This is a genomic window from Syntrophales bacterium, assembly GCA_030018935.1.
GTDB lineage: Bacteria > Desulfobacterota > Syntrophia > Syntrophales > CG2-30-49-12 > CG2-30-49-12.
The window spans coordinates 1-19199 of record JASEGZ010000020.1 but is presented as its reverse complement, the minus strand read 5'-3'; the positions used below and the strand labels follow the sequence as shown (position 1 = coordinate 19199).

Below are 19199 nucleotides of genomic sequence, written 5' to 3'. Positions count from 1 at the left end.
GGAGAGTAAAAGTGAAAGATATTTCCTCTATTGGCGCTGTAGATCCTACGGGCCATTTTCATGGCAGCCTGCTTAGCATGATCCTCGATGCCGGAGGCATGGTACAGTTCGTCCTCCTGTTGCTCCTTTTCTTCTCCGTCGTCTCGTGGGCCATTATCCTGCTGAAATACAGAACCATCAAAAAAGTAAGAAGAGAAAATAGCATCTTTTTGGATCTCTATATGAAGAAGGACAAGCTGTCAGAAATATTTCCCGAAGCAAAAAAATTCAGGTACTCAACAGTTGCCGAAGTATTCCGGGCAGGATATACGGAACTGGCCAAGTTAACAAGGGCAATCAAAGGTTCAGCATCGGCAAGAGAGGCTGATGACCCCGGTCTTGCTGCCCTGCCGCTGAATGGTATTGATAATATTGAACGGGCCATGAACAGGGCCTGTGGAACTGAATGCACCAAACTTGAAAGTACCCTCGGCTTCCTGGCAACGACGGGTAGTGCCAGCCCTTTTATCGGCCTCTTCGGGACGGTCTGGGGGATTATGCACACCTTTAGAGGCATAGGGGTAAAGGGTTCAGCGACCTTGGCCATCGTGGCACCCGGTATCTCGGAGGCCCTTATCGCCACAGCCGCCGGTCTGGCTGCGGCTATACCAGCAGTCATCTTTTATAATTACTATCTGAACCGGATCAGGGCGATAACTATGGAAATGGACAACTTTGTCTCTGAGTTGTTGAACATTATTAAACGGCATTATCTCGGGTAGCCCCATGAGATACGGAAGAAAGCGTAGCTATTTTGAAACCAAACCGTTGGCTGATATCAATGTGATTCCCCTCGTTGATGTGGTCCTCGTCCTGCTGATCATCTTTATGGTCACCGCCCCGATGCTCCAGATGGGAATAGACGTAAATCTTCCCCGTGTAAAGTCAAAGAGCGTTGATGTGAGTGAGGAAAAAATTATCCTCACCATCAACAATACGAGAGATATCTTCATCAATAAAAGTAAAGTTCCCTTGACCGATCTCAATGCCAAGCTGGAAAGTATCTTCGCCCACAGGATCGAGAGAGAGGTTTTCTTACGGGCTGACAGGGATGTCCCTTATGGATTTGTTGTTGAGGTGATGTCCCGGGTAAGGAAGGCCGGTGTTGATAAATTAGGAATGATCACCGAACCGCCAGAGGAAGCAAGATGACGTCTCCAAGGATAGGCAAGGGAAGAGACAACAACAGGATCAGTCTGAACAACATGATTTTCCTTTCCCTTTTACTCCATGCCCTGGCGCTTTCTGCTATCCTCTTTTCACCAACGCTGCCTTCACCGAGGTGGACCTTTGGCCCCATCTATTCGGTTCAACTGGTAAGTCTTTCTGAAGATCTATTAAAAGAGAAGTCTACCTCGGCTATCTCAAGAGAACTCATGGAAACAGACCTGAGAGATCGTCCAATCATTCTAAAAAAGCGCATTGATACCACCGCCACGGGACTGACAAGAAGTATCGAAATCCAGAAAAAGCAGACCGGTAGTAGCGAAAGAGCCATAGAAGATATCAGGCAGAGGGTATTGTCCCTGTCAAACCCGCAGGACAGGGCGACACCACCGGTGGTAGCTGAAGGTACAGTGGCTTCATTAACCCAGCAGGGCGATGCTGAACTGAGCATGAAAATGAAGGCTTATTACGCCATAATCTGGGAAAGGATCAAGGGTCAATGGGTGCTCCCTCCGGATATCCTGTCGGGGAAGAACATAGGGGCAGTTATCCATCTGCGAATCTTAAGGAATGGAACAGTAACCGACGTTAATTTTGAAAAGCGCTCGGGTAATCGCTACTTTGATGAGTCCACAATGAAGGCCATCGAAAAGGCGTCTCCCTTCCCTCCATTACCTGAGCAGCTCAGGGACAACAGTATCGAGGTGGGGATACGGTTTCATTCATCCGAGATGCGGTAAAATATCAACTATCAGCTATTAGAGGCAAATGTGTCGTCATAAGTTTTTTGTATGTATTGTTGTTATCTCACTTGTCCTGTATGGAGGTCATAGTGCCAATGGTAAGGTGTATATAGATATAGACTCTCCCGCCTTTCAAAAATTTCCCATCGCCATCACTAATTTCGAGAGATTAAACAGGAGCCAGGACAAGGAAAACCTCTCGATCTGGTTTTCCGATGCCCTAACAAAGTGTCTGGAGGCAACAGGTTTATTCAATGTCATCATCAAAAAGGCCTTTCTTGAAAATCAAAATCAGGGGGGGCTTGCGGCTGAGAGCATCCGGTTTGCCGACTGGAGGATCATCGGCGCAGAATATCTGGTAAAGGGAGGTTTCCTTTTCGATGGGAGAGACCTTATCACGGAATTTCGTCTCTACGACGTGATCAAAGGGGAACTTATCACGGGAAAGAGATACACCGGGAAAATGGATAGCAGGCGAGATATGGTCTTCAAGTTCGCCGGTGAAATTCTCCTGGCGCTTACGGGAAACGAAGGAGTATTTGATACAAAGATCGCCTTTGTCCTGAAGAAGGGTAAAGCCTCAGATATCTATACTATCGGCTTTGACGGATCTGATCTTACCGGGATAACCAACTACCAGTCCCTTACTCTCTCGCCCCGCTGGTCACCGGATGGCAGGTATATTTCCTTTACATCTTACAAAAATGGTAACCCGGATCTGTACCTTATGTCTCTTGAAGACAGAACGACAAGAAAAATGGTGAACTTCAGGGGACTCAATCTTTCCGGCTCCTGGTCACCTGATGGCAAAAAGATTCTGCTGACCTTAAGCAAGGACGGCAATGAAGAGATATATGTTATGGATCTCAAGGACGGTCAACTCAGACGTCTGACCAATAATTTTGCCATAGATGTCTCCCCCACCTGGGCGCCTGATGGCCGGAAAATTGCCTTTGTATCAAATCGTTCCGGTTCTCCCCAGATTTACCTGATGGATGCCGACGGCGGTAATGTAAAAAGGCTCACTTACGAAGGGAAATATAACACCTCCCCTTCCTGGTCTCTTAGGGGAGATAGAATTGCCTATGAAGGTATGACAGACAGCCGCTTCCAGATATTTTCCATTGAAGGGGATGGTAGTAATCTTCTTCAGCTTACCTCCGATGCTGCAAACAATGAGTCTCCTTCCTGGTCACCGGACGGCAGATACATAGCCTTCCATTCAAGGAAAAATGGCAAGTCCAGGATATGTGTCATGAATGCCGACGGGTCAAATATGAGGGTATTATACGAGGGGCTTGACGACTGTTCCGGCCTTTCATGGTCCCCGAAGTGTTATAATGTACATCTTAAATAAGTCTTTTACAAACCAGATAGGCCAGAATGTTACCGTTTCCACTTGACATCGGTTATGCTATTATGTTTATGCTAAATGTGTCTTTTGCCTATAACACTTTTAACAACGCAAAAAAACTTGAGAGGAGGAGGAAGTATGAGAAAAAGAAACTTATGGGTAATACTCATTCTGACCGTGTGTGTTTCGGCCATGTTGGTAACCGGGTGTGCAAAAAAGCCGGTGCAGAAAGCCGTGATAACCGGAGAAGAACCGCCGGCAGTGGAGCAACAGGTTCCTTTAGAAGATCAAGCTGCAAAAGAACAGGCTGCAAGAGAACGGGCACTGAAAGAACAGACCTTGAAAGAACAAGCACTGAAAGAACAAGCGGCGAAAGAGGAGGCGGCGAAAGAACTGGTTCCTACGGCAAAAGAGGAATTTAAACTTGAGGATATCCATTTCGATTTCGACAAATTCAACCTTAAACCTGAAGTAAGGAAGATCCTTGAGCAACATACAGACTGGCTGCTGAAGCATGAAAATTGCAGCCTCGTCATTGAGGGACACTGTGATGAAAGAGGAACTACTGAATATAACCTGGCTCTCGGTGAAAGGCGGGCAGCAGCAGCAGCGAAATACCTTACCGACCTCGGTATTGACGAAACGAGGATAGAAACAATCAGTTATGGTGAGGAACGTCCCCTGGATCCAGGTCATAACGAAGAGGCCTGGGCAAAGAACAGGAGAGCCCACTTTGTCGTCATTCCCAAGAAAGCAGCGCCATGACTGTAGGGAGGCATAGAGATTGAAAAACTGTCTATCCTTTTTTTTGCTGGTGTGTCTCATCGCCATATCAGGTTGTGCCACGCCTCAGGGCTTGAAGCAGGTACGTGGAGAACTTGTCATCGTTGACGAAACTGTCAAGACGATAGAGCTAAAGACCCTGGCCCTGAAAGAGGAACTTGAAAAGAAGACAGAGGCGATTACAACCTTACGAAAGGGCCAGGCTGGCGTTGGCGCAGATATCACCGAGCTTAGGGATCATATCCAGCAACTGAAGGGGATTGTCGAGGGACTCCGGAAAGACATCCTAACCATGGTTCAGCAGGCAAACCGAAGAGACGAGGAATATAAGGTTCTCCGGGAAAAGCTGGATAATATATCCTTCAAAATTAATTTTATAGAAAGCTTTCTTGGAATCAGCAAAAAAAGCGAACTCGGAGAGGTTGCGGCAGGGAGAGACAGACAGGGTGTCTCCCCTCCCTCGAAGGATGCCATAAAAGGGAAAGCGGACAGGGAATCAGTTTACGCGGCGGCCTATGAAACCTTTAAAGAAGGAAAGTATGAGAAGGCCCGGACGGAGTTTCAAAACTTCCTGAAACAATTTTCTGATACAGAGTATTCCGATAACGCCCAATTCTGGATCGGTGAGTGTTACTACTTGGAAAAAAAATATGAAAAGGCGATTCTCGAGTATGAAAAGGTGGCTAAAAACTATCCCCAGGGAAATAAGGTTCCCTATGCCCTGCTGAAACAGGGATTTTCTTTCCTTGAACTGGGTGACAAATCAAGCGCAAGAATTATCCTGCAACAGGTTATCAAGGATTATCCCCATACCAACCAGGCAAGGATAGCAAGAGCAAAATTGATGGAAATTAAGTAATACCAATGAGAAAGAACTGAACAGACACTTTCCTTACCGGTATGCCTTGCCCTTCCCGGATGGGAATCTTTCCATCTTTTAGTTCCGCTTATTCTGCAATAACTTCTTCTGTACCCCCACAGGAGTCCAAGAATGGGTCCTTTTCGGTGAGTTGCTAAAGGTTTTTTCAGAGTTACAAAGACCCGAAGCAAATAAAAAGTTATGGAAATTTAACGGATAAAAATGTTATTATTTCACGAACCTATAAATTCCTGGAGGCTTTCCATGAAGAGATTTTTCTGTAAGTCGCTACCGCTGTTATGCCTTTTTACTTTATTGGTCCTTCTTGGCCCCTGTGGTGACAGCCAGGTCTCCGCGGTGGACCGGAACACCTATAAGAATCTCAAGATATTTAATGAGATCCTCGACATGGTGGAGAAGAACTATGTGGAGGACATAGACTCAAAGACCCTCATTCAGGGAGCGATCAACGGGATGCTGAGATCTCTTGATCCCCACAGTGCCTTCATGACTGCGGACATGTACAGGGAACTCGAGGTGGAAACGAGAGGGGGCTTCGGCGGTATCGGGATTGAAATTACCATCTTAAAAGATGTCCTTACCGTTGTATCGCCTATTGAGGATACCCCTGCTTTTCACGCCGGTATTAAAGCAGGAGACCAGATTATCAAGATTGACGGAGTATCTACCAAAGATATTACCATTATGGAAGCTGTTAAAAAATTACGGGGACCAAAAGATACGAAGGTTACGATTACCATCTTGCGGGAAAATATGCCCTTGCCAAAGGACTTTATGATCACCCGTGCTGATATCAAGATAAAGAGTGTCAAGTCCAGAATTGTTGATGATCATATCGCTTATCTCAGAATATCTTCCTTCCAGGAAAGAACAGTGGAGGAAGTTAAAAAAGCCATTCAGGAAGTCAATAGGGAGGGCTCTCCTTTGAAAGGTCTGGTCCTGGATATGAGATACAACCCAGGTGGTCTATACACTCAGGCGGTAGAAGTTTCCGATGTCTTCCTGAAATCAGGGGTTATTGTGTCCGCGAGAGGGAGGGTAAAAAACGTAGAAAGCAGGTTTATGGCGAAAGACGACGGTGATGAGCCAACATATCCTATCATCATTCTGGTTAACGAAGGAACTGCCAGCGCTGCCGAGATCGTATCCGGGGCACTTCAGGATAACGGAAGGGCATTGATCCTCGGTACCCAAACTTTTGGAAAGGGGTCTGTGCAGACCGTTATCCCTCTTGAGGACGGCTCGGCATTGAAATTGACCACCGCCAAGTATTACACACCCAAGGGGCGATCTATCCAGGCCGAAGGAATCACCCCTGATATCGTGGTTAAATATTTAAAAACACCCGAGGAAAAGGGATCGTCAGCCAAGCCCATAAGAGAACAGGATCTTGTTGGTCACATCAGGTCGCCAAAAGAAGAAGACAGCCCAGTAGACTCTGCAAAAAAGGAATCTAAAGATTTAACGATGGAGGATAATCAACTGAAAGCCGCCGTAGATATGATAAAGAGCTGGGAGATATTCAAGAAAACCAGTTCAGGAACCGGGGAAGTGAAAAGTTAAACGTTGGTATATTGCGGACATTGTGGTGAAAGGAGGGTATGAGATTCACGAGAGGCTTTGCCTTGGCTGTCATTATCGCGATTATCTTAGTTGTTGCGATTGTTTATCTCTTGCAACCCAAGCGCCCGAGGGAAACGACGGAGGAACCTCTAAAAGGAAAACAGGGTGGTCCTCTGAGAGAAATGCCATATCAGGAGCCACCGGAAAGGTATGATACAGAAAGACGAGAGGAAAAGATACCATTTCTAAAAAAACAGAAGGTCTCCATTATTATTGATGACATCGGTTATAATCTTGCCCCACTGAATGAACTCCTTGAGATTGATGCTCCCATCACCTTTGCCATTCTTCCCCACCTACCACATTCTGTTGATGCCGCCGAGATACTCTACCGGGAGGGAAGAGAAATTCTTCTCCACCTGCCGATGGAACCTAAAACTTATCCCGAAGAAAAACCGGGGAGCGGGGCCCTTTTCCTCTGGATGAACGAGGATCAGATCAGGCAGCAGGTCGAAGAAGACCTTGACGCTGTTCCCTATATTGTAGGGGTTAATAATCACATGGGTTCCCGATTTATGGAAGACAGGACAAAATTGTCTGTCGTTTTGCAGCAGATCAAGGAGAGAGGTCTTTTCTTTGTGGACAGTTTAACAACCCGGTACTCGAAAGGAAGAGAACTGGCAAAGGAGATAGGACTTCGGTTTGCTGCAAGAGATGTGTTTATTGACAACGGCAGAGATTATAAAGCGACCTTTCAGATTCTGATGGATCTATGGGATAAACGTAACCCGCAGAAAATGGAGATCGTCATCGTAAGCGGGCACCCTTATCCTTCTACCGTCAGGGCACTTAAGGAGGCCGTGCCCCTCCTTAAGGCAAAGGGCATTGACATCGTCCCCGTGTCAGAGCTTCTTGAGATGACCGGAAAGAAAACCACGAGAGAAGATTAAATAAAAAAACTTTATGCGCATTGGTATGATAAAAAAATGTCTGCTGGTTATCCTGTCACTGTTACTCAGTGGGTGCGTCCTCTTCCCACCGGGTAAGGGTAGGGAGGTGGCCCTACAGCCGGATAATGGGAGGGCATCATTTAACGCCACCTATCACTACTCTCTCGGTGTAATGTTTTCTCTTAATGAAAGGCCTGATGAAGCCATCGGAGAGTTTGAAAAAGCCTTAACTTTTGACCCTACGTCCTCTTACCTTGCCGTTGAACTTGCCACACTCTATATTAAAAAGGGTGAGATACAGAAGGCCATCAGTCTCTGTGAAAAATCTCTCCCTGATAATCCTGATGACGTGGACACACATCTCATGTTAGGCAGACTATACCTGAATATAAAAGACTATAAAAATGCCGTCAGGGAATACGAAAGGGTCATTGAGCTGGATCCGAAAAATTTAATGTCCCATATTCACCTGGGGATGATCTATGCGGAAGACAAAAGGTATAAAAAGGCCGTCGGGGTATTCGAGAATCTACTCCGTATTGACCCTGATCATCTGATGGGTAACTATTATTTTGCCAGGATATTGACCAGTATGAGACGCTATAATGAAGCTGAGCAGAGGTTCAAAAAGACCCTGGCTATAGATCCTGCCTTTGAGCCTGCATTAATTGACCTGGGAGTTCTTTACGAAAGGCAAAAAAAGAACACTTTAGCCATAGAAACCTACAAAAATTTTCTCGACTTGTATCCCACAAGAGTCAATGTGAGGATGAAATTGGGAGAGACTCTTTTAAGAGAGCAAAAATACGATGAAGCGGTAAGGGAGTTTCAAGAAATCCTGAAATTTGATGGCAACAATAGAGAAGTCAAGATGACCCTCGGTCTTATTTACCTGGAGAGGAAGCAGTATGAACAGGCAATTGAGGAGTTTGCCTCCTTACTGAAAGATCATCCAGCCGATCACAGGGTGAGGTATCTATTGGCCCTAACTTATGAAGAAAAGAAGGCATACAACAGTGCCCTTGAAGAGTTTAAAAAGATCCCTGCAGACTCAAATTTATATGGAAGCGCCCGGATCCAAATGGGAGTAAGATTGAAGGAAGAGGGTAAGGGCGATGAGGCTATCGCTGTGATTAGAGAAGCCATTAATAACAAAAAGGAATGGCCCGAACTGTATCTCTTTCTATCATCCCTTTATGAGGAGGACAAAAAACTCTCCGCTGCCTGCGAGGCATTAAAGGAAGGTCTTCTCGTCCTGCCCCAGAGTGCTGATCTTCATTACAGTCTTGGCGCCCTGTACGAAAAGATGGGACTTTTCAAAGAGAGTATTCAAGAGATGGAAACTGTCCTGAAAATTGACCCCAACAATGCGGAGGCCCTTAATTTTATAGGTTATACCTATGCCGACAGGGGGATAAATCTTGATAAAGCGGAGGAGATGATCGGAAAGGCCCTGCAACTAAAGCCGGGGAACGGCTATATGATTGACAGCCTGGGGTGGGTATATTTCCGGCAAAACAAGATGGATCAGGCAATAAAATACCTGAAGGAGGCATCAGATATCCTGCCTGACGATGCTGCTATTGCGGAACACTTAGGCGATGCCTATGCTAAGGCAGGTCGTACTAAGGATGCCCTCGAGGTATACAAACAGGCTTTGAAGTTAAATCCGGCAAATCGAGTCCTGCAAAAAAAAATAGATGAACTTATGGAGAAACAAAATAAGAGCAATAGCCAATGAGCGCTCCGGGTGACCTCTCTTTGAGAAGGTACGCCTTCCCTGTAGGTTTGCAATTTTTTCCTGCTTTTGTTCTCATTATCTCTTTTCTTTTTGCCTTTTCCGGATGTCTCCCCGGAAAAGTCCCTCTTTCTGCGGCTTATTTCTCCTCTCCCGAGAACGCCTTAGAAAAGGCTGCTTCAAAGGCTCATCTTAAAGGCACACTGAGGGCCATTGCCCGTATGGAGATCATCACCACCCGGGGAAGGTATCCTGCAAGGGTCGCCGTGATGTTGCAGAAGCCGTCGTTTTTAAGGGTTGAGACTATCCCCCTTATCGGTCCCCCCGATTTTTTCCTCTCTGTAAAGGGAAATGTTTTAAAGGTGTTTCTGCCCCGGAAAGGTGAGTTTTACATCGGTGAGGCAACCACAAAGAATCTCTCCTCTTTTTTCCCCATCAGTCTTCCGGTAGAGGAGATGCTCTCCATCCTGACCGGTACCTGTCCTGTTCTTGATGAGAGAGGTCAGACCCTGGAGGGAATTCCAGAAGGTAAACTATACCGGATAGATGTGACCTCTCAGAACAAGAAAATCCGGTCTCTATGGCTAGATCCGGCGGATAACCATCTGGTCAGGGTTGACGCCTTTGCTGATCAGGGGAATATCTTGTATTCCGTAAAATTTGAAGGTTTCGTCAGGGTGGAAAATGTAATTATTCCCCGAAAGGTGACCGTCGCCACCAGAGGGGCTGATAAACGAAGTATTACCATTGAGTATTCTGATCCCCAGCTTTCGGCAGAAACGGACCCGGAGGTATTTGATCTGCCGCTTCCTCCAGGCGTAGAGCCGATCATGATGAACTAATGGGAGTAAGTATTCAGCTTTGCTAACTAACCCTTCCTGGCGTCCTTCCAGAAATTCGGTGTCCTCTTGTTAAAGAATGCTTCGTGCGCCTCCTTTACCTCCGGTCGGTCAAAGAAATCCGGGGCAATCAGGGATAAGATCTTTTCAGAAGTCCATTTTATCTCGTTTCCCACAGCATTAAAACTCTGTTTCACTATTTGCAGGCAGGAGGGGGCAAGGCCGAATAGCTCCTCACACCATTTATCTACCTCCTCCTCGAGTTTGGCATTGGGGACAACGGCATTTACCAGACCCATTTCATAAGCCTGTCGGGCAGTGTACTGGCGGCAGAGCATCCCGACAGATTAAAATGATATCCATTTTTATTTTTACCTCCCTTAGTCAATTTTAGCCCGTTCGGATAAGGTTTGGAACGAGGCATATTCTTTCCTGTGACAATGTCGCCAAAAAGTAACTCCCTGGGATTCTGACTACCTTTTAGTTTGCAGTTTGACTTTGACGGTATCAAGTTGTAAAGATATAAAAGAACGTTTTGGGAAAAGTCAACGGTTATTTATTGACGCAGAGAGACCTTTGAAAAACTGGAAATTGTCTTCGTGAAGGGCGAATCAAAGATTTTTTCGGGCACCATGCCATCAAAGCGAAGCGCCCGCCAGGGCAACTGTTTGAAGGCAAAGCCTGAGTTTTGCCCTGGCAGCGAAGCGAGATGTGCATGGTCGAAAAAAGATTTTGAGCGCTTGCGAAGACAATTTTCAAAAGCTCTCGCAGAGATACTCCGGGTAGAGAGATGGATTTGCTTCTCGAAGGAATCGGTAAGGCATTTTATCTCCTCATCACTTTTGATCCTGAGGTAATGGGGATTACCCTGCTTTCTCTGCGGATATCCGGTACAGCCACGATCATCAGTTTACTGATTGGGATATCCGCAGGGACTTATGTTGCCCTCTCTGAATTTCCCTGGAAAAAGTTCGTTGTCAGTCTGTTTAATACCGGTATGGCTTTTCCACCGGTGGTGGTTGGCCTTTTTGTTACCATATTTCTGTGGAGAAGCGGACCATTGGGATTTCTGGAAATCCTTTACACACCGACAGCCATGATTATCGCCCAGGCCATCATTGCAACTCCCATTGTAACCGGTATCAGCCTGGCGGCTATTCAGCAACTTCCCGGAAATCTCCGGTTACAGATTCTTGCTCTCGGGGCTACCCGCTTTCAAATGGTCTGGATACTCATGAAGGAGGCAAGACTGCCCCTGCTGGCAGCAGTCATGGCCGGGTTCGGAGGGGTAATCTCTGAAATCGGCGCCTCCATCATGGTAGGTGGCAACATCAAGGGATACTCCCGGGTCCTGACGACAGCTACAGTTATGGAGACAAGCCGGGGAAATTTTGAGATTGCCATCGCTCTCAGTGTCATCCTTCTGTTGTTTGTCTTTTTGATTAATGCCATCCTCACACAGATACAACAGCAAGAGAGACCGAGATGAATGCAACGCCAGTATTGGAGGTAGAAAACCTGCTGGTAAAAAGGGGGGGAGTTACAGTTCTGGACATCTCCTCCCTTTTTATCAGGGAAAGAGAAATCCTTACCCTCATCGGACCGAATGGTACAGGAAAATCCACCGTCCTGCTTACCCTGGCCTGTTTGTTAAAGCCATTCCGGGGGACCATCATCTTCAAGGGACAAAGGGTGGATACACATCAGGCTGTATTTGCATATCGGAGAAAGCTCGCCATGGTCTTCCAGGAGCCACTCCTCTTTAATGCCACGGTTTTTGACAATGTCGCCTCGGGTTTGAAGATTCGCGGGATGGGAAAAGGGGAAATCCAGCGCCGGGTGATGGAATGTCTGGAACGATTTGGTATCAGTCATCTCAGCCGTCGCTCCGCTCGTAAGCTCTCCGGAGGAGAGGCACAGCGGACGAGTCTTGCCAGAGCCTTTGCCACACGCCCGGAGATTGTCTTCCTTGATGAACCCTTTGTCTCCCTCGATCCTCCCAGCCGGGAATCACTGATTGAAGATCTGGAAGGGATTCTCCGTGAAACGCAGACAACAGCGATACTGGCAACCCATGACTTGCAGGAAGCATTGAGGTTCTCGGATAGGCTTGCGGTGATGAATAAAGGGAAAATTGTTCAGATCGGTCCTCCGGCAGAGGTAATGGATCATCCGGTGGATCTGTTTGTGGCCTCATTTGTCGGCATGGAGACTCTCATGACGGGTAGTGTGATAGAAGCCGGCGAGGGGGAGGGGGCTTTTACTGTTTCCATTTCCGGTCATCATGTCCAGGTCGCAGGTGTTGCGACTCCGGGGGAAAAGGTGGTCTGTGGTATCCGCCCCGAACATATAACACTTTCGACCAATTCTGTCAGGGGAGAGCCAGGTATGGGAAATGTTCTTTCGGGAAAGATTTTAAAAATCATACCTCTGGGACTCTTTTGTAAGGTGTACCTCTACTGCGGTTTTGTGGTTGTTGCCTTTGTTGCCCATCAATCCGGGGAAAATTTGTCTCTCCAGGCGGGAAAGGCCGCAACCGTATCCTTTAAGGCAACGGCCGTTCACGTGATCCGGCAGGAAAAATAAGACCTTTATACTGTTTGACAGGGAGGGTTTTTTACCTATAATGACAACGTATTTTTGTAAGCATTCAGCCGTCAGCAAGATAAAGAAAAGTAATGAATTATCCATAAAACATTGCTTTAACAATGAGAAGGTGTTTTGTCTAATCCCCTGTTTTTTTACTGAAAGCTGACGGCTGATAGCTAAACGCCGACGTATTTTTAAAGTGCAGTTAAAGTCAGTAAAGACGTTCATATTTGATAAACAATGATAACCAATCTGGATACAAGTAGAATCGCAATTATTGGACCTGGCAGACTCGGAACGTCTTTTGCCTACAAGTTTGGCAGGGATAATAAGAGAGTAACCCTCTATTATCACGATGCAGATGTATGCCGGGCTATTAATAGAGAGCGCCTGAACCCGAAACACCTGACCCAGGATCTCGCTAAGAGATTGGGAGGTATAGATAAGGTTCCCAGATTGTCATCGAGGGTATATGCGACGAATGATCTGGAACGGGCGGTGGAGGATAACGATTTTATTTTTCTTTCCATCACCATGGACCGGCTTCCCGAGCTATTGAACTACCTGAAACCATTGATTGACAAGAAAGCCGGAGATACCTGTTTCATCTCCCCGATCAAAGGTCTTACTTCTGATGAAATTACAAAAGAACTGATTACGCCATCCCAGTTGATTAACAATTATCTGTACAATCTGAAGTATAAGTATCAGGTGGTTTGTATCGGGGGACCATTCTTTGATATAGATATCGCACTGGGAAATCCGGTGTGTGTCACCATTGCCGGGGGAAAGCGTATATCAAAGATTATCAGAGAGGATCTCATGAGATTCAACAGGAGGGAATTGTATTCCTATTATAATTTTGATATCGTTGGAGTAGAGGCATGCGGTTCTCTCAAGAATATTGTGGCAAACATCAAGGGAGTCACGGATTCTTTAGACCTCGGTGATTCCCTTCCCGGGACCATATTTGCGAGATCTGGTGTTGAAATAAGGTCCCTATCAAAATTGTTAGGTGGTAGTTTTCAAGCCTTTCACAGCCAAGCAGGCGTGGGAGATATGTACGTAACCGTTTCTTCCGAGGCAAGCAAGAATTACCGGTACGGCAAATTGTTCTATGAACTATTCACCGGTAATCCCATAGAAACGAACATCAAGGTGCTGGAGAGAATAGACGGGACACCGGAAGGTCCCTACACCATCAGGAATGTCCACAAATACCTGGAAAAAAAGAATATGTACAGTCCCTTGTTTCATTGCGCCTATAAGATATTTAACGAAGGGGGCAATAAAAAAGAGATTAAGGAACAGGTCATTCAGGCCTGCCAGTTCGATAGAAGAAAGAGTGAGTACATTGGGCCTGTATCGAGGGCCCTGTACAGGCTTATACCAAACCTGTGGTATCGAAGGCATAAAGGGTTATTGGCTAAGCTGGGAATTCCCGAAACGTAAAGTTCGCCACCAGTAAAAAGTATAAATTACCGATTTGGTGGAGGGCCACGCTCCGTCGTGGCCGTGAATGAGCCGATGAAGGACCTTTTTGACCAGCAGGAAAAGAGGATAGATAGCCGTCCCCTGGCGGACAGGATGAGGCCCCGCGCACTTGAGGACTATGTGGGGCAGTCTCATCTTTTAGCTAAAAATAGTTTGCTCCGTCGCGCCATAGAAGAGGATCACCTGTTTTCCATGATTTTTTGGGGGCCGCCTGGTTCCGGTAAGACCACCCTGGCCCGTGTCATTGCTCATGAAACAAAATCTTATTTTACAAGCTTTTCGGCTGTCCTTTCCGGCGTAAAGGAGATTAGGATAGTTATTGATGAGGCAGGCAGACAGTGGCGAGATCATCAAAAAAAGACTGTTCTCTTCGTTGATGAGATTCACCGGTTTAACAAGGCCCAGCAGGATGCCTTCTTGCCCCATGTGGAAAGTGGTCTCGTCACCCTGATTGGCGCAACGACGGAGAATCCTTCTTTTGAGGTCATTGCACCCCTTCTTTCCCGGTCGCGGGTCATGGTCCTGAAGCCTTTCTCCGACGAGGAACTCTCATGTATCGTAAACAGGGCCATCAATGATCGGGAAAGGGGTTTTGGGACCCTCTCTCTGGAAATTGAGTCGGAGGCCCTGGCGTATATCGTCTGGTCTGCCGATGGAGATGCCCGTGTCGCCCTGAACAATCTTGAAGCGGCTGTCTCTCTTCTGCAGATAGAGGAAGGAAAGGGAAGAAAAATTACCTCTGCCGCGGTAAAAATGGCCCTGCAGAAGAAAGCCTTGCAATACGATAAGAAGGGAGAGGAACACTACAACCTGATATCTGCTTTTCACAAAAGCCTGCGGGGGAGTGACCACGATGCAGCCCTTTACTGGCTGGGGCGCATGCTCATGGCCGGTGAAGATCCCCTTTACATCGCCCGCCGCATGGTAAGATTTGCCTCGGAAGATGTCGGCAATGCCGCCCCGGGGGCGCTTAACGTAGCTCTTTCCGCCATGCAGGCCTTTCAGTTCATCGGTCTTCCCGAAGGTGAGCTGGCCCTGGCCCAGGCCGCTGTTTATCTTGCCACGGCGCCCAAGAGCAATGCTCTGTATGTCGGCTATGGCAAGGTAAAGGAAACGATAAGGGAAACCGGAGCGCTTCCTGCTCCCCTGCACATCAGAAATGCACCCACACGATTGATGAAGGATCTCGGTTATGGCAGAGGTTACAGGTATGCCCATGACTTTGAAGATGGCTATGTCCCTCAGGAATATCTGCCGGAGAGACTTGAGAGGAGGGGACTTGCCTTTTATATCCCAACGGATAGGGGATACGAGAAGACAATCAGAGAAAGGATTGAACAGTGGCGAAGGGTTCGAGAGGCAACAAGAAAAAAGAAAGGGGAGGTCATGCGACCTCCACGAATTAAGGAGGAGTGAACGCAGGTTAATAAACAGAAGGGAGGGAAACAAATGGCAGTAGGTATAACTTCTTATGGGGCATACATTCCCATGTACCGGATGAATATGCAGACATTGGCCCGGACCTGGGGCAGTCCTGCGGGGAAGGGGGAAAAGGCGGTGGCCAATTGGGATGAAGACTCTCTTACCATGGCCACGGAATCTTCCGTTGATTGCCTCAACGGCCTGGACAGGTCAACGATTGACGGCCTTTATTTTGCGACCACCACCCCGGCTTACCGGGAGAAGCAAAACGCAAGCATCATCGCCAAGGTAATTGATCTCAGGAGGGACATCACGACAGCAGATTTTGCCAATTCGGTAAGGGGGGGGACAAACGCTTTGAAAGCCGCGATAGATGCGGTTAAGGCTGGATCGGCAAAAAGGTTCTTGGTTGCCGCAGCCGATTGTCGTGTGCCCGCCCCGGATTCTCAATTCGAGAGGCTTTTCGGCGATGGGTCGGCGGCCTTTCTGATAGGAGATTCCGATCTCGCCGTGGAAATTGAAGGAAGCGCCAGTATCTCGAGTGAATTCATGGATATCTGGAAGAGGGAGGAGGACAGGTACGTCCAGGCATGGGAGGAGAGATTTATCGTTACCAAAGGTTACCTGGCCCATCTTGAAGAGATAATCTCTATCATCTTCAAAAAGTATAAAGTTACTCCGAAGGACTTCAGCAAAGTCGTGTTCTATGCCTTTGATCAGAGGAGGCACCTTGAAATTGCGAAGAAGCTTGGTTTCGATCCCGCCACCCAGTTGCAGGACTCTCTTCTTTCCACGGTGGGGCATACGGGATCGGCTCAGGCCATGATGATGTTGGTCGCCGCCCTGGAAGAGGCCAAGCCGGGGGACAAGATACTCTTTGCCAATTACGGCGACGGGGCGGATGCCTTCATCCTGAAGGTATGCGACCAGATAGAGAAGATCAGGGACAGGCGGGGGATAAAGAAGAACCTTGCATCACGGATGGAACTGTCCTCTTATGGGAAGTATTTACATTTCCGGAACATTCTTGATTGGGGCAGGCAGCGGGAGCCTGAAAGGTTCGGAGCCCTGACCATGTCATGGAGGGATAGGAGCTGGCTCTTAAGTTGTCACGGGCATAAGTGCCGGCAGTGCGGAACCATACAATTCCCTATGCAGAGGGTCTGTACGTGGTGTCAGGCCAAGGATGACTTTGATGAGGTAAGACTGTCGGACAAAAAGGGGACGCTCTTTACTTACAGTATGGATAATCTGGCCACATCTGTAGATAAACCCACCGTCATTGCCATCGTGAACATCGTCGGAGGAGGAAGATTTTCCACTGTTTTGACGGATCGGGACACGGAAAAGATCAGTCCTGATATGCCGGTGGAATTTACCTTTAGAAGGGTTCACGAGGCGCAGGGTATTCACAACTATTTCTGGAAATGCCGGCCGGCAAGAGCATAAGGAGGGATGGAAGATGGCAGAAAGCTTTAAAGACAAGGTTGCAATTATTGGTATGGGTTGTTCCAAATTCGGTGAGAACTGGGACATGGGGAGTGAGGATATGGTGGTGGATGCCACCTATGATGCATTGGCGGATGCCGGGATCGAGATGAAAGATATTGATGCCGCATGGGTGGGCACAATAGGATTTCACGGTACGGGAACCGGGATGACGTCCACAGGGATCACCGGGGCGGCGATCTCGATGCCCTTGAAGCTCCAATACAAGCCCGTCACCCATGTGGAAAACGGATGCGCTACCGGGACGGATGCCCTGAGAAATGCCGCTTTTGCCGTAGCGGCCAAGGTCTACGACATCGTTCTTGTCGTAGGTGTTGAAAAGCTGAAGGATACCGGTTTCGGCGGACTTGGCGAGCTGGCTATACCTCCGCACCCCGTATTTGAAGGGGGTATAACCGCACCCGGCATGTATGCCCTTGCCGCCACGAGATATTTCAAGAAGTATGGACTGACCCCGGAGGAGGGAAAGAGGATGCTGGCCAAGGTCTCGGTAAAGAGTCACTACAACGCCTCCCGAAATCCCCGGGCGCATCTCCGCAATGTGATCACCGAGGAGCAGGTGATAAACGCGCCCGTAATTGCGTGGCCCCTCGGTTTATTCGATTGCTGCGGCGTAACCGACGGCGCGGCGGCGGCTATCCTGTGCCGTGCAGAGGATGCAAAAAAATTCAAAGACGACTATGTCCTTATCAAGGGATTGGGTCTTTCCGTAGGGCCGGGACAGGGAAGCATCAGGACAGATTATGACTTTACCATCTGGGATGAGACGGTACACGCCAGTAAACAGGCATACGCCATGGCAGGAATAACGAATCCCCGGAAAGAGCTCGACCTTGTAGAGTGCCATGACTGTTTCTCCATCTCCGAAGTTATTGCCGTGGAGTCTATGGGGCTCTGCGAGAGGGGAAAAGCGAGAGCGGATATAGAGTCCGGGGCCTGGACCCAGAAGGGGGAGATACCTGTCAATCTCAGCGGAGGGTTGAAAGCCTTTGGGCATCCCATCGGCGCCAGCGGTTGCAGAGAGGCCTTCGAGATATACCAGCAGCTCCTGGGAAGAGCAGAGGATAAGACACGCCGGTTGAAAAATCCCCGGATGGGGCTGGTTCATAATCAGGCTGGTCTGCCGGGAAAGTTCATGTGCGCGGTGGCCATTTATGGTCTTCCTTAAAGGTTATGTAAGCGTTCAGCCGTCAGCGATCAGCGATCAGCGATTAGTAAGACAGGTCAAAACAAAAACACTGTAGTACTATTTGCCCATAAATTTGGGAGCCCTTTTTTCCTTAAAAGCTTTTATTGCCTCTTTGTGATCTTCAGTGGCATAACAGATTGAATTAAATGTAGCCTCATTTTCAAAAGCTGCTTCCAGGGTTCCCATTAACCCCATTCTCATTGCTCTTTTGGTTAAACCTAAGGAAATGGCAGGTAAACTACTTAACTCTGAAGCCAGTTCCATGGTAGTTTTTTCTAGTTCTTCCAGGGGGACAGCTTTATTTACAAGGCCGATCTCCGCTGCTTCTTTTCCACTGATTCGCCGCGCGGTTAAAACTAACTCGAGGGCTTTTGAGTAGCCAATTATCCTTGCCAGCGTATAGGTGACACCTGTTTCAGGTATTATACCTACTTTGACAAATTCTGTAGCCAGAACAGCATTTTCAGCAGCAATTCTAATATCTCCCAGAAGTGCTACGCCGAGCCCTACTCCAATTGCAGCTCCGTTGATGGCAACAATCACGGGCTTTTCAATTTCTACCATTTTACCCATTTGCCTTTGGACTCTATATACTATAGAGCGAATTTCATTAGGAGTTGACTCGGAGATCAATTTCAAAAGGGACATATCTCCACCTGAGCTAAAGACTTTACCCTCCCCTGTTAAAACTATAACCTTAGTATTCAGGTCGTTCTTTGCAAAATCAAAACATTTTTCTAATTCATCAAAGGCTTCGGAATCCAAGGCATTAAGAACTTGCGGTCGGTTTATCTTGATAATTAGAATACCATTTTTCTTATCAACCTTTAGAGTGTTGTATGTCATTCCAAAATCCTCCTGTCAAGAGTAAATAGAATTGTCCGGTTTTGTAGCAAATGAATTGTCCGCTTTTTCTGTTCTTCAAAGGGGCCCTTTTTTT

At 47.4% G+C, this 19199-nt stretch carries 18 protein-coding genes; 16 read left to right on the top strand and 2 right to left on the bottom strand.

Going from position 1 to position 19199, the window contains the following annotated elements:
* Window positions 1-11: 11 nt before the first annotated feature.
* The 10 genes from tolQ to QMD03_05330 all read left to right on the top strand — a co-directional run bounded on the left by tolQ (window position 12) and on the right by QMD03_05330 (window position 10059).
* Window positions 12-761 (top strand): protein TolQ, encoded by a 750-nt coding sequence (gene tolQ, locus QMD03_05375; GenBank protein MDI6776661.1) that lies wholly within the window; start codon window positions 12-14, stop codon window positions 759-761.
* A 4-nt stretch (window positions 762-765) separates the two neighbouring features.
* Window positions 766-1191: a biopolymer transporter ExbD gene (locus QMD03_05370; protein MDI6776660.1), complete on the top strand. Its 426-nt coding sequence runs from the start codon at window positions 766-768 to the stop codon at window positions 1189-1191.
* Window positions 1188-1946: an energy transducer TonB gene (locus QMD03_05365; protein ID MDI6776659.1), complete on the top strand. Its 759-nt coding sequence runs from the start codon at window positions 1188-1190 to the stop codon at window positions 1944-1946. The genes QMD03_05370 and QMD03_05365 overlap by 4 nt, the downstream gene beginning before the upstream one ends.
* 28 nt (window positions 1947-1974) lie before the next feature.
* Window positions 1975-3306, top strand: a complete 1332-nt coding sequence (gene tolB / locus QMD03_05360; protein MDI6776658.1) for a Tol-Pal system beta propeller repeat protein TolB — start codon at window positions 1975-1977, stop codon at window positions 3304-3306.
* Window positions 3307-3441: 135 nt separating this feature from the next.
* Window positions 3442-4068: a peptidoglycan-associated lipoprotein Pal gene (pal, locus tag QMD03_05355; GenBank protein MDI6776657.1), complete on the top strand. Its 627-nt coding sequence runs from the start codon at window positions 3442-3444 to the stop codon at window positions 4066-4068.
* A 19-nt stretch (window positions 4069-4087) separates the two neighbouring features.
* On the top strand, window positions 4088-4945 hold the full coding sequence (gene ybgF, locus QMD03_05350; GenBank protein ID MDI6776656.1) for a tol-pal system protein YbgF: 858 nt from the start codon (window positions 4088-4090) through the stop codon (window positions 4943-4945).
* Between the two features lie 264 nt (window positions 4946-5209).
* A complete protein-coding gene (locus QMD03_05345; GenBank protein MDI6776655.1) occupies window positions 5210-6529 on the top strand; it encodes a S41 family peptidase in 1320 nt (439 codons plus the stop codon).
* 38 nt (window positions 6530-6567) lie between these two features.
* On the top strand, window positions 6568-7479 hold the full coding sequence (locus QMD03_05340; protein ID MDI6776654.1) for a divergent polysaccharide deacetylase family protein: 912 nt from the start codon (window positions 6568-6570) through the stop codon (window positions 7477-7479).
* 13 nt (window positions 7480-7492) lie between these two features.
* Complete coding sequence (locus QMD03_05335) at window positions 7493-9220, top strand: tetratricopeptide repeat protein (GenBank protein MDI6776653.1); 1728 nt, start codon at window positions 7493-7495, stop codon at window positions 9218-9220.
* Window positions 9217-10059: a DUF4292 domain-containing protein gene (locus QMD03_05330; GenBank protein ID MDI6776652.1), complete on the top strand. Its 843-nt coding sequence runs from the start codon at window positions 9217-9219 to the stop codon at window positions 10057-10059. The genes QMD03_05335 and QMD03_05330 overlap by 4 nt, the downstream gene beginning before the upstream one ends.
* 26 nt (window positions 10060-10085) lie before the next feature.
* Here the strand turns inward: QMD03_05330 and QMD03_05325 are convergent, their stop codons facing one another.
* The gene (locus QMD03_05325) at window positions 10086-10394 is read right to left on the bottom strand and encodes an enoyl-CoA hydratase-related protein (protein ID MDI6776651.1); all 309 of its coding nucleotides are present in this window, start codon (window positions 10392-10394) and stop codon (window positions 10086-10088) included.
* Between the two features lie 452 nt (window positions 10395-10846).
* Between QMD03_05325 and QMD03_05320 the strand changes: the two genes are divergently transcribed.
* From QMD03_05320 to QMD03_05295, 6 genes are all read left to right on the top strand, one after another.
* A complete protein-coding gene (locus tag QMD03_05320) occupies window positions 10847-11545 on the top strand; it encodes an ABC transporter permease (protein MDI6776650.1) in 699 nt (232 codons plus the stop codon).
* Window positions 11542-12642: an ABC transporter ATP-binding protein gene (locus tag QMD03_05315; GenBank protein MDI6776649.1), complete on the top strand. Its 1101-nt coding sequence runs from the start codon at window positions 11542-11544 to the stop codon at window positions 12640-12642. The genes QMD03_05320 and QMD03_05315 overlap by 4 nt, the downstream gene beginning before the upstream one ends.
* Window positions 12643-12885: 243 nt before the next feature.
* Window positions 12886-14097 carry a hypothetical protein gene (locus QMD03_05310; GenBank protein ID MDI6776648.1) on the top strand — a complete coding sequence of 404 codons (1212 nt, stop codon included), beginning with the start codon at window positions 12886-12888 and terminating at the stop codon, window positions 14095-14097.
* A 57-nt stretch (window positions 14098-14154) separates the two neighbouring features.
* Window positions 14155-15555, top strand: coding sequence for a replication-associated recombination protein A (locus tag QMD03_05305; GenBank protein ID MDI6776647.1), 1401 nt, complete (start codon window positions 14155-14157; stop codon window positions 15553-15555).
* Between the two features lie 33 nt (window positions 15556-15588).
* Entirely contained in the window at window positions 15589-17010 is a 1422-nt protein-coding gene (locus QMD03_05300) for a hydroxymethylglutaryl-CoA synthase (protein ID MDI6776646.1), read from the top strand.
* A 13-nt stretch (window positions 17011-17023) separates the two neighbouring features.
* Window positions 17024-18238, top strand: a complete 1215-nt coding sequence (locus QMD03_05295) for an acetyl-CoA acetyltransferase (GenBank protein ID MDI6776645.1) — start codon at window positions 17024-17026, stop codon at window positions 18236-18238.
* A 78-nt stretch (window positions 18239-18316) separates the two neighbouring features.
* Here the strand turns inward: QMD03_05295 and QMD03_05290 are convergent, their stop codons facing one another.
* Window positions 18317-19105 (bottom strand): enoyl-CoA hydratase-related protein, encoded by a 789-nt coding sequence (locus tag QMD03_05290; GenBank protein ID MDI6776644.1) that lies wholly within the window; start codon window positions 19103-19105, stop codon window positions 18317-18319.
* Between the last annotated feature and the right edge of the window lie 94 nt (window positions 19106-19199).

Excerpts from the sequence above, each read along its gene's own strand:
- QMD03_05370 (MDI6776660.1), top strand. The coding sequence starts at position 766 with ATGAGATACGGAAGAAAGCGTAGCTATTTTGAAACCAAACCGTTGGCT.
- QMD03_05365 (MDI6776659.1), top strand. The coding sequence starts at position 1,188 with ATGACGTCTCCAAGGATAGGCAAGGGAAGAGACAACAACAGGATCAGT.
- tolB (MDI6776658.1), top strand. The coding sequence starts at position 1,975 with ATGTGTCGTCATAAGTTTTTTGTATGTATTGTTGTTATCTCACTTGTC.
- pal (MDI6776657.1), top strand. The coding sequence starts at position 3,442 with ATGAGAAAAAGAAACTTATGGGTAATACTCATTCTGACCGTGTGTGTT.
- QMD03_05345 (MDI6776655.1), top strand. The coding sequence starts at position 5,210 with ATGAAGAGATTTTTCTGTAAGTCGCTACCGCTGTTATGCCTTTTTACT.
- QMD03_05340 (MDI6776654.1), top strand. The coding sequence starts at position 6,568 with ATGAGATTCACGAGAGGCTTTGCCTTGGCTGTCATTATCGCGATTATC.
- QMD03_05335 (MDI6776653.1), top strand. The coding sequence starts at position 7,493 with ATGCGCATTGGTATGATAAAAAAATGTCTGCTGGTTATCCTGTCACTG.
- QMD03_05330 (MDI6776652.1), top strand. The coding sequence starts at position 9,217 with ATGAGCGCTCCGGGTGACCTCTCTTTGAGAAGGTACGCCTTCCCTGTA.
- QMD03_05325 (MDI6776651.1), bottom strand. The coding sequence starts at position 10,394 with ATGCTCTGCCGCCAGTACACTGCCCGACAGGCTTATGAAATGGGTCTG.
- QMD03_05320 (MDI6776650.1), top strand. The coding sequence starts at position 10,847 with ATGGATTTGCTTCTCGAAGGAATCGGTAAGGCATTTTATCTCCTCATC.
- QMD03_05315 (MDI6776649.1), top strand. The coding sequence starts at position 11,542 with ATGAATGCAACGCCAGTATTGGAGGTAGAAAACCTGCTGGTAAAAAGG.
- QMD03_05310 (MDI6776648.1), top strand. The coding sequence starts at position 12,886 with ATGATAACCAATCTGGATACAAGTAGAATCGCAATTATTGGACCTGGC.
- QMD03_05300 (MDI6776646.1), top strand. The coding sequence starts at position 15,589 with ATGGCAGTAGGTATAACTTCTTATGGGGCATACATTCCCATGTACCGG.
- QMD03_05295 (MDI6776645.1), top strand. The coding sequence starts at position 17,024 with ATGGCAGAAAGCTTTAAAGACAAGGTTGCAATTATTGGTATGGGTTGT.
- QMD03_05290 (MDI6776644.1), bottom strand. The coding sequence starts at position 19,105 with ATGACATACAACACTCTAAAGGTTGATAAGAAAAATGGTATTCTAATT.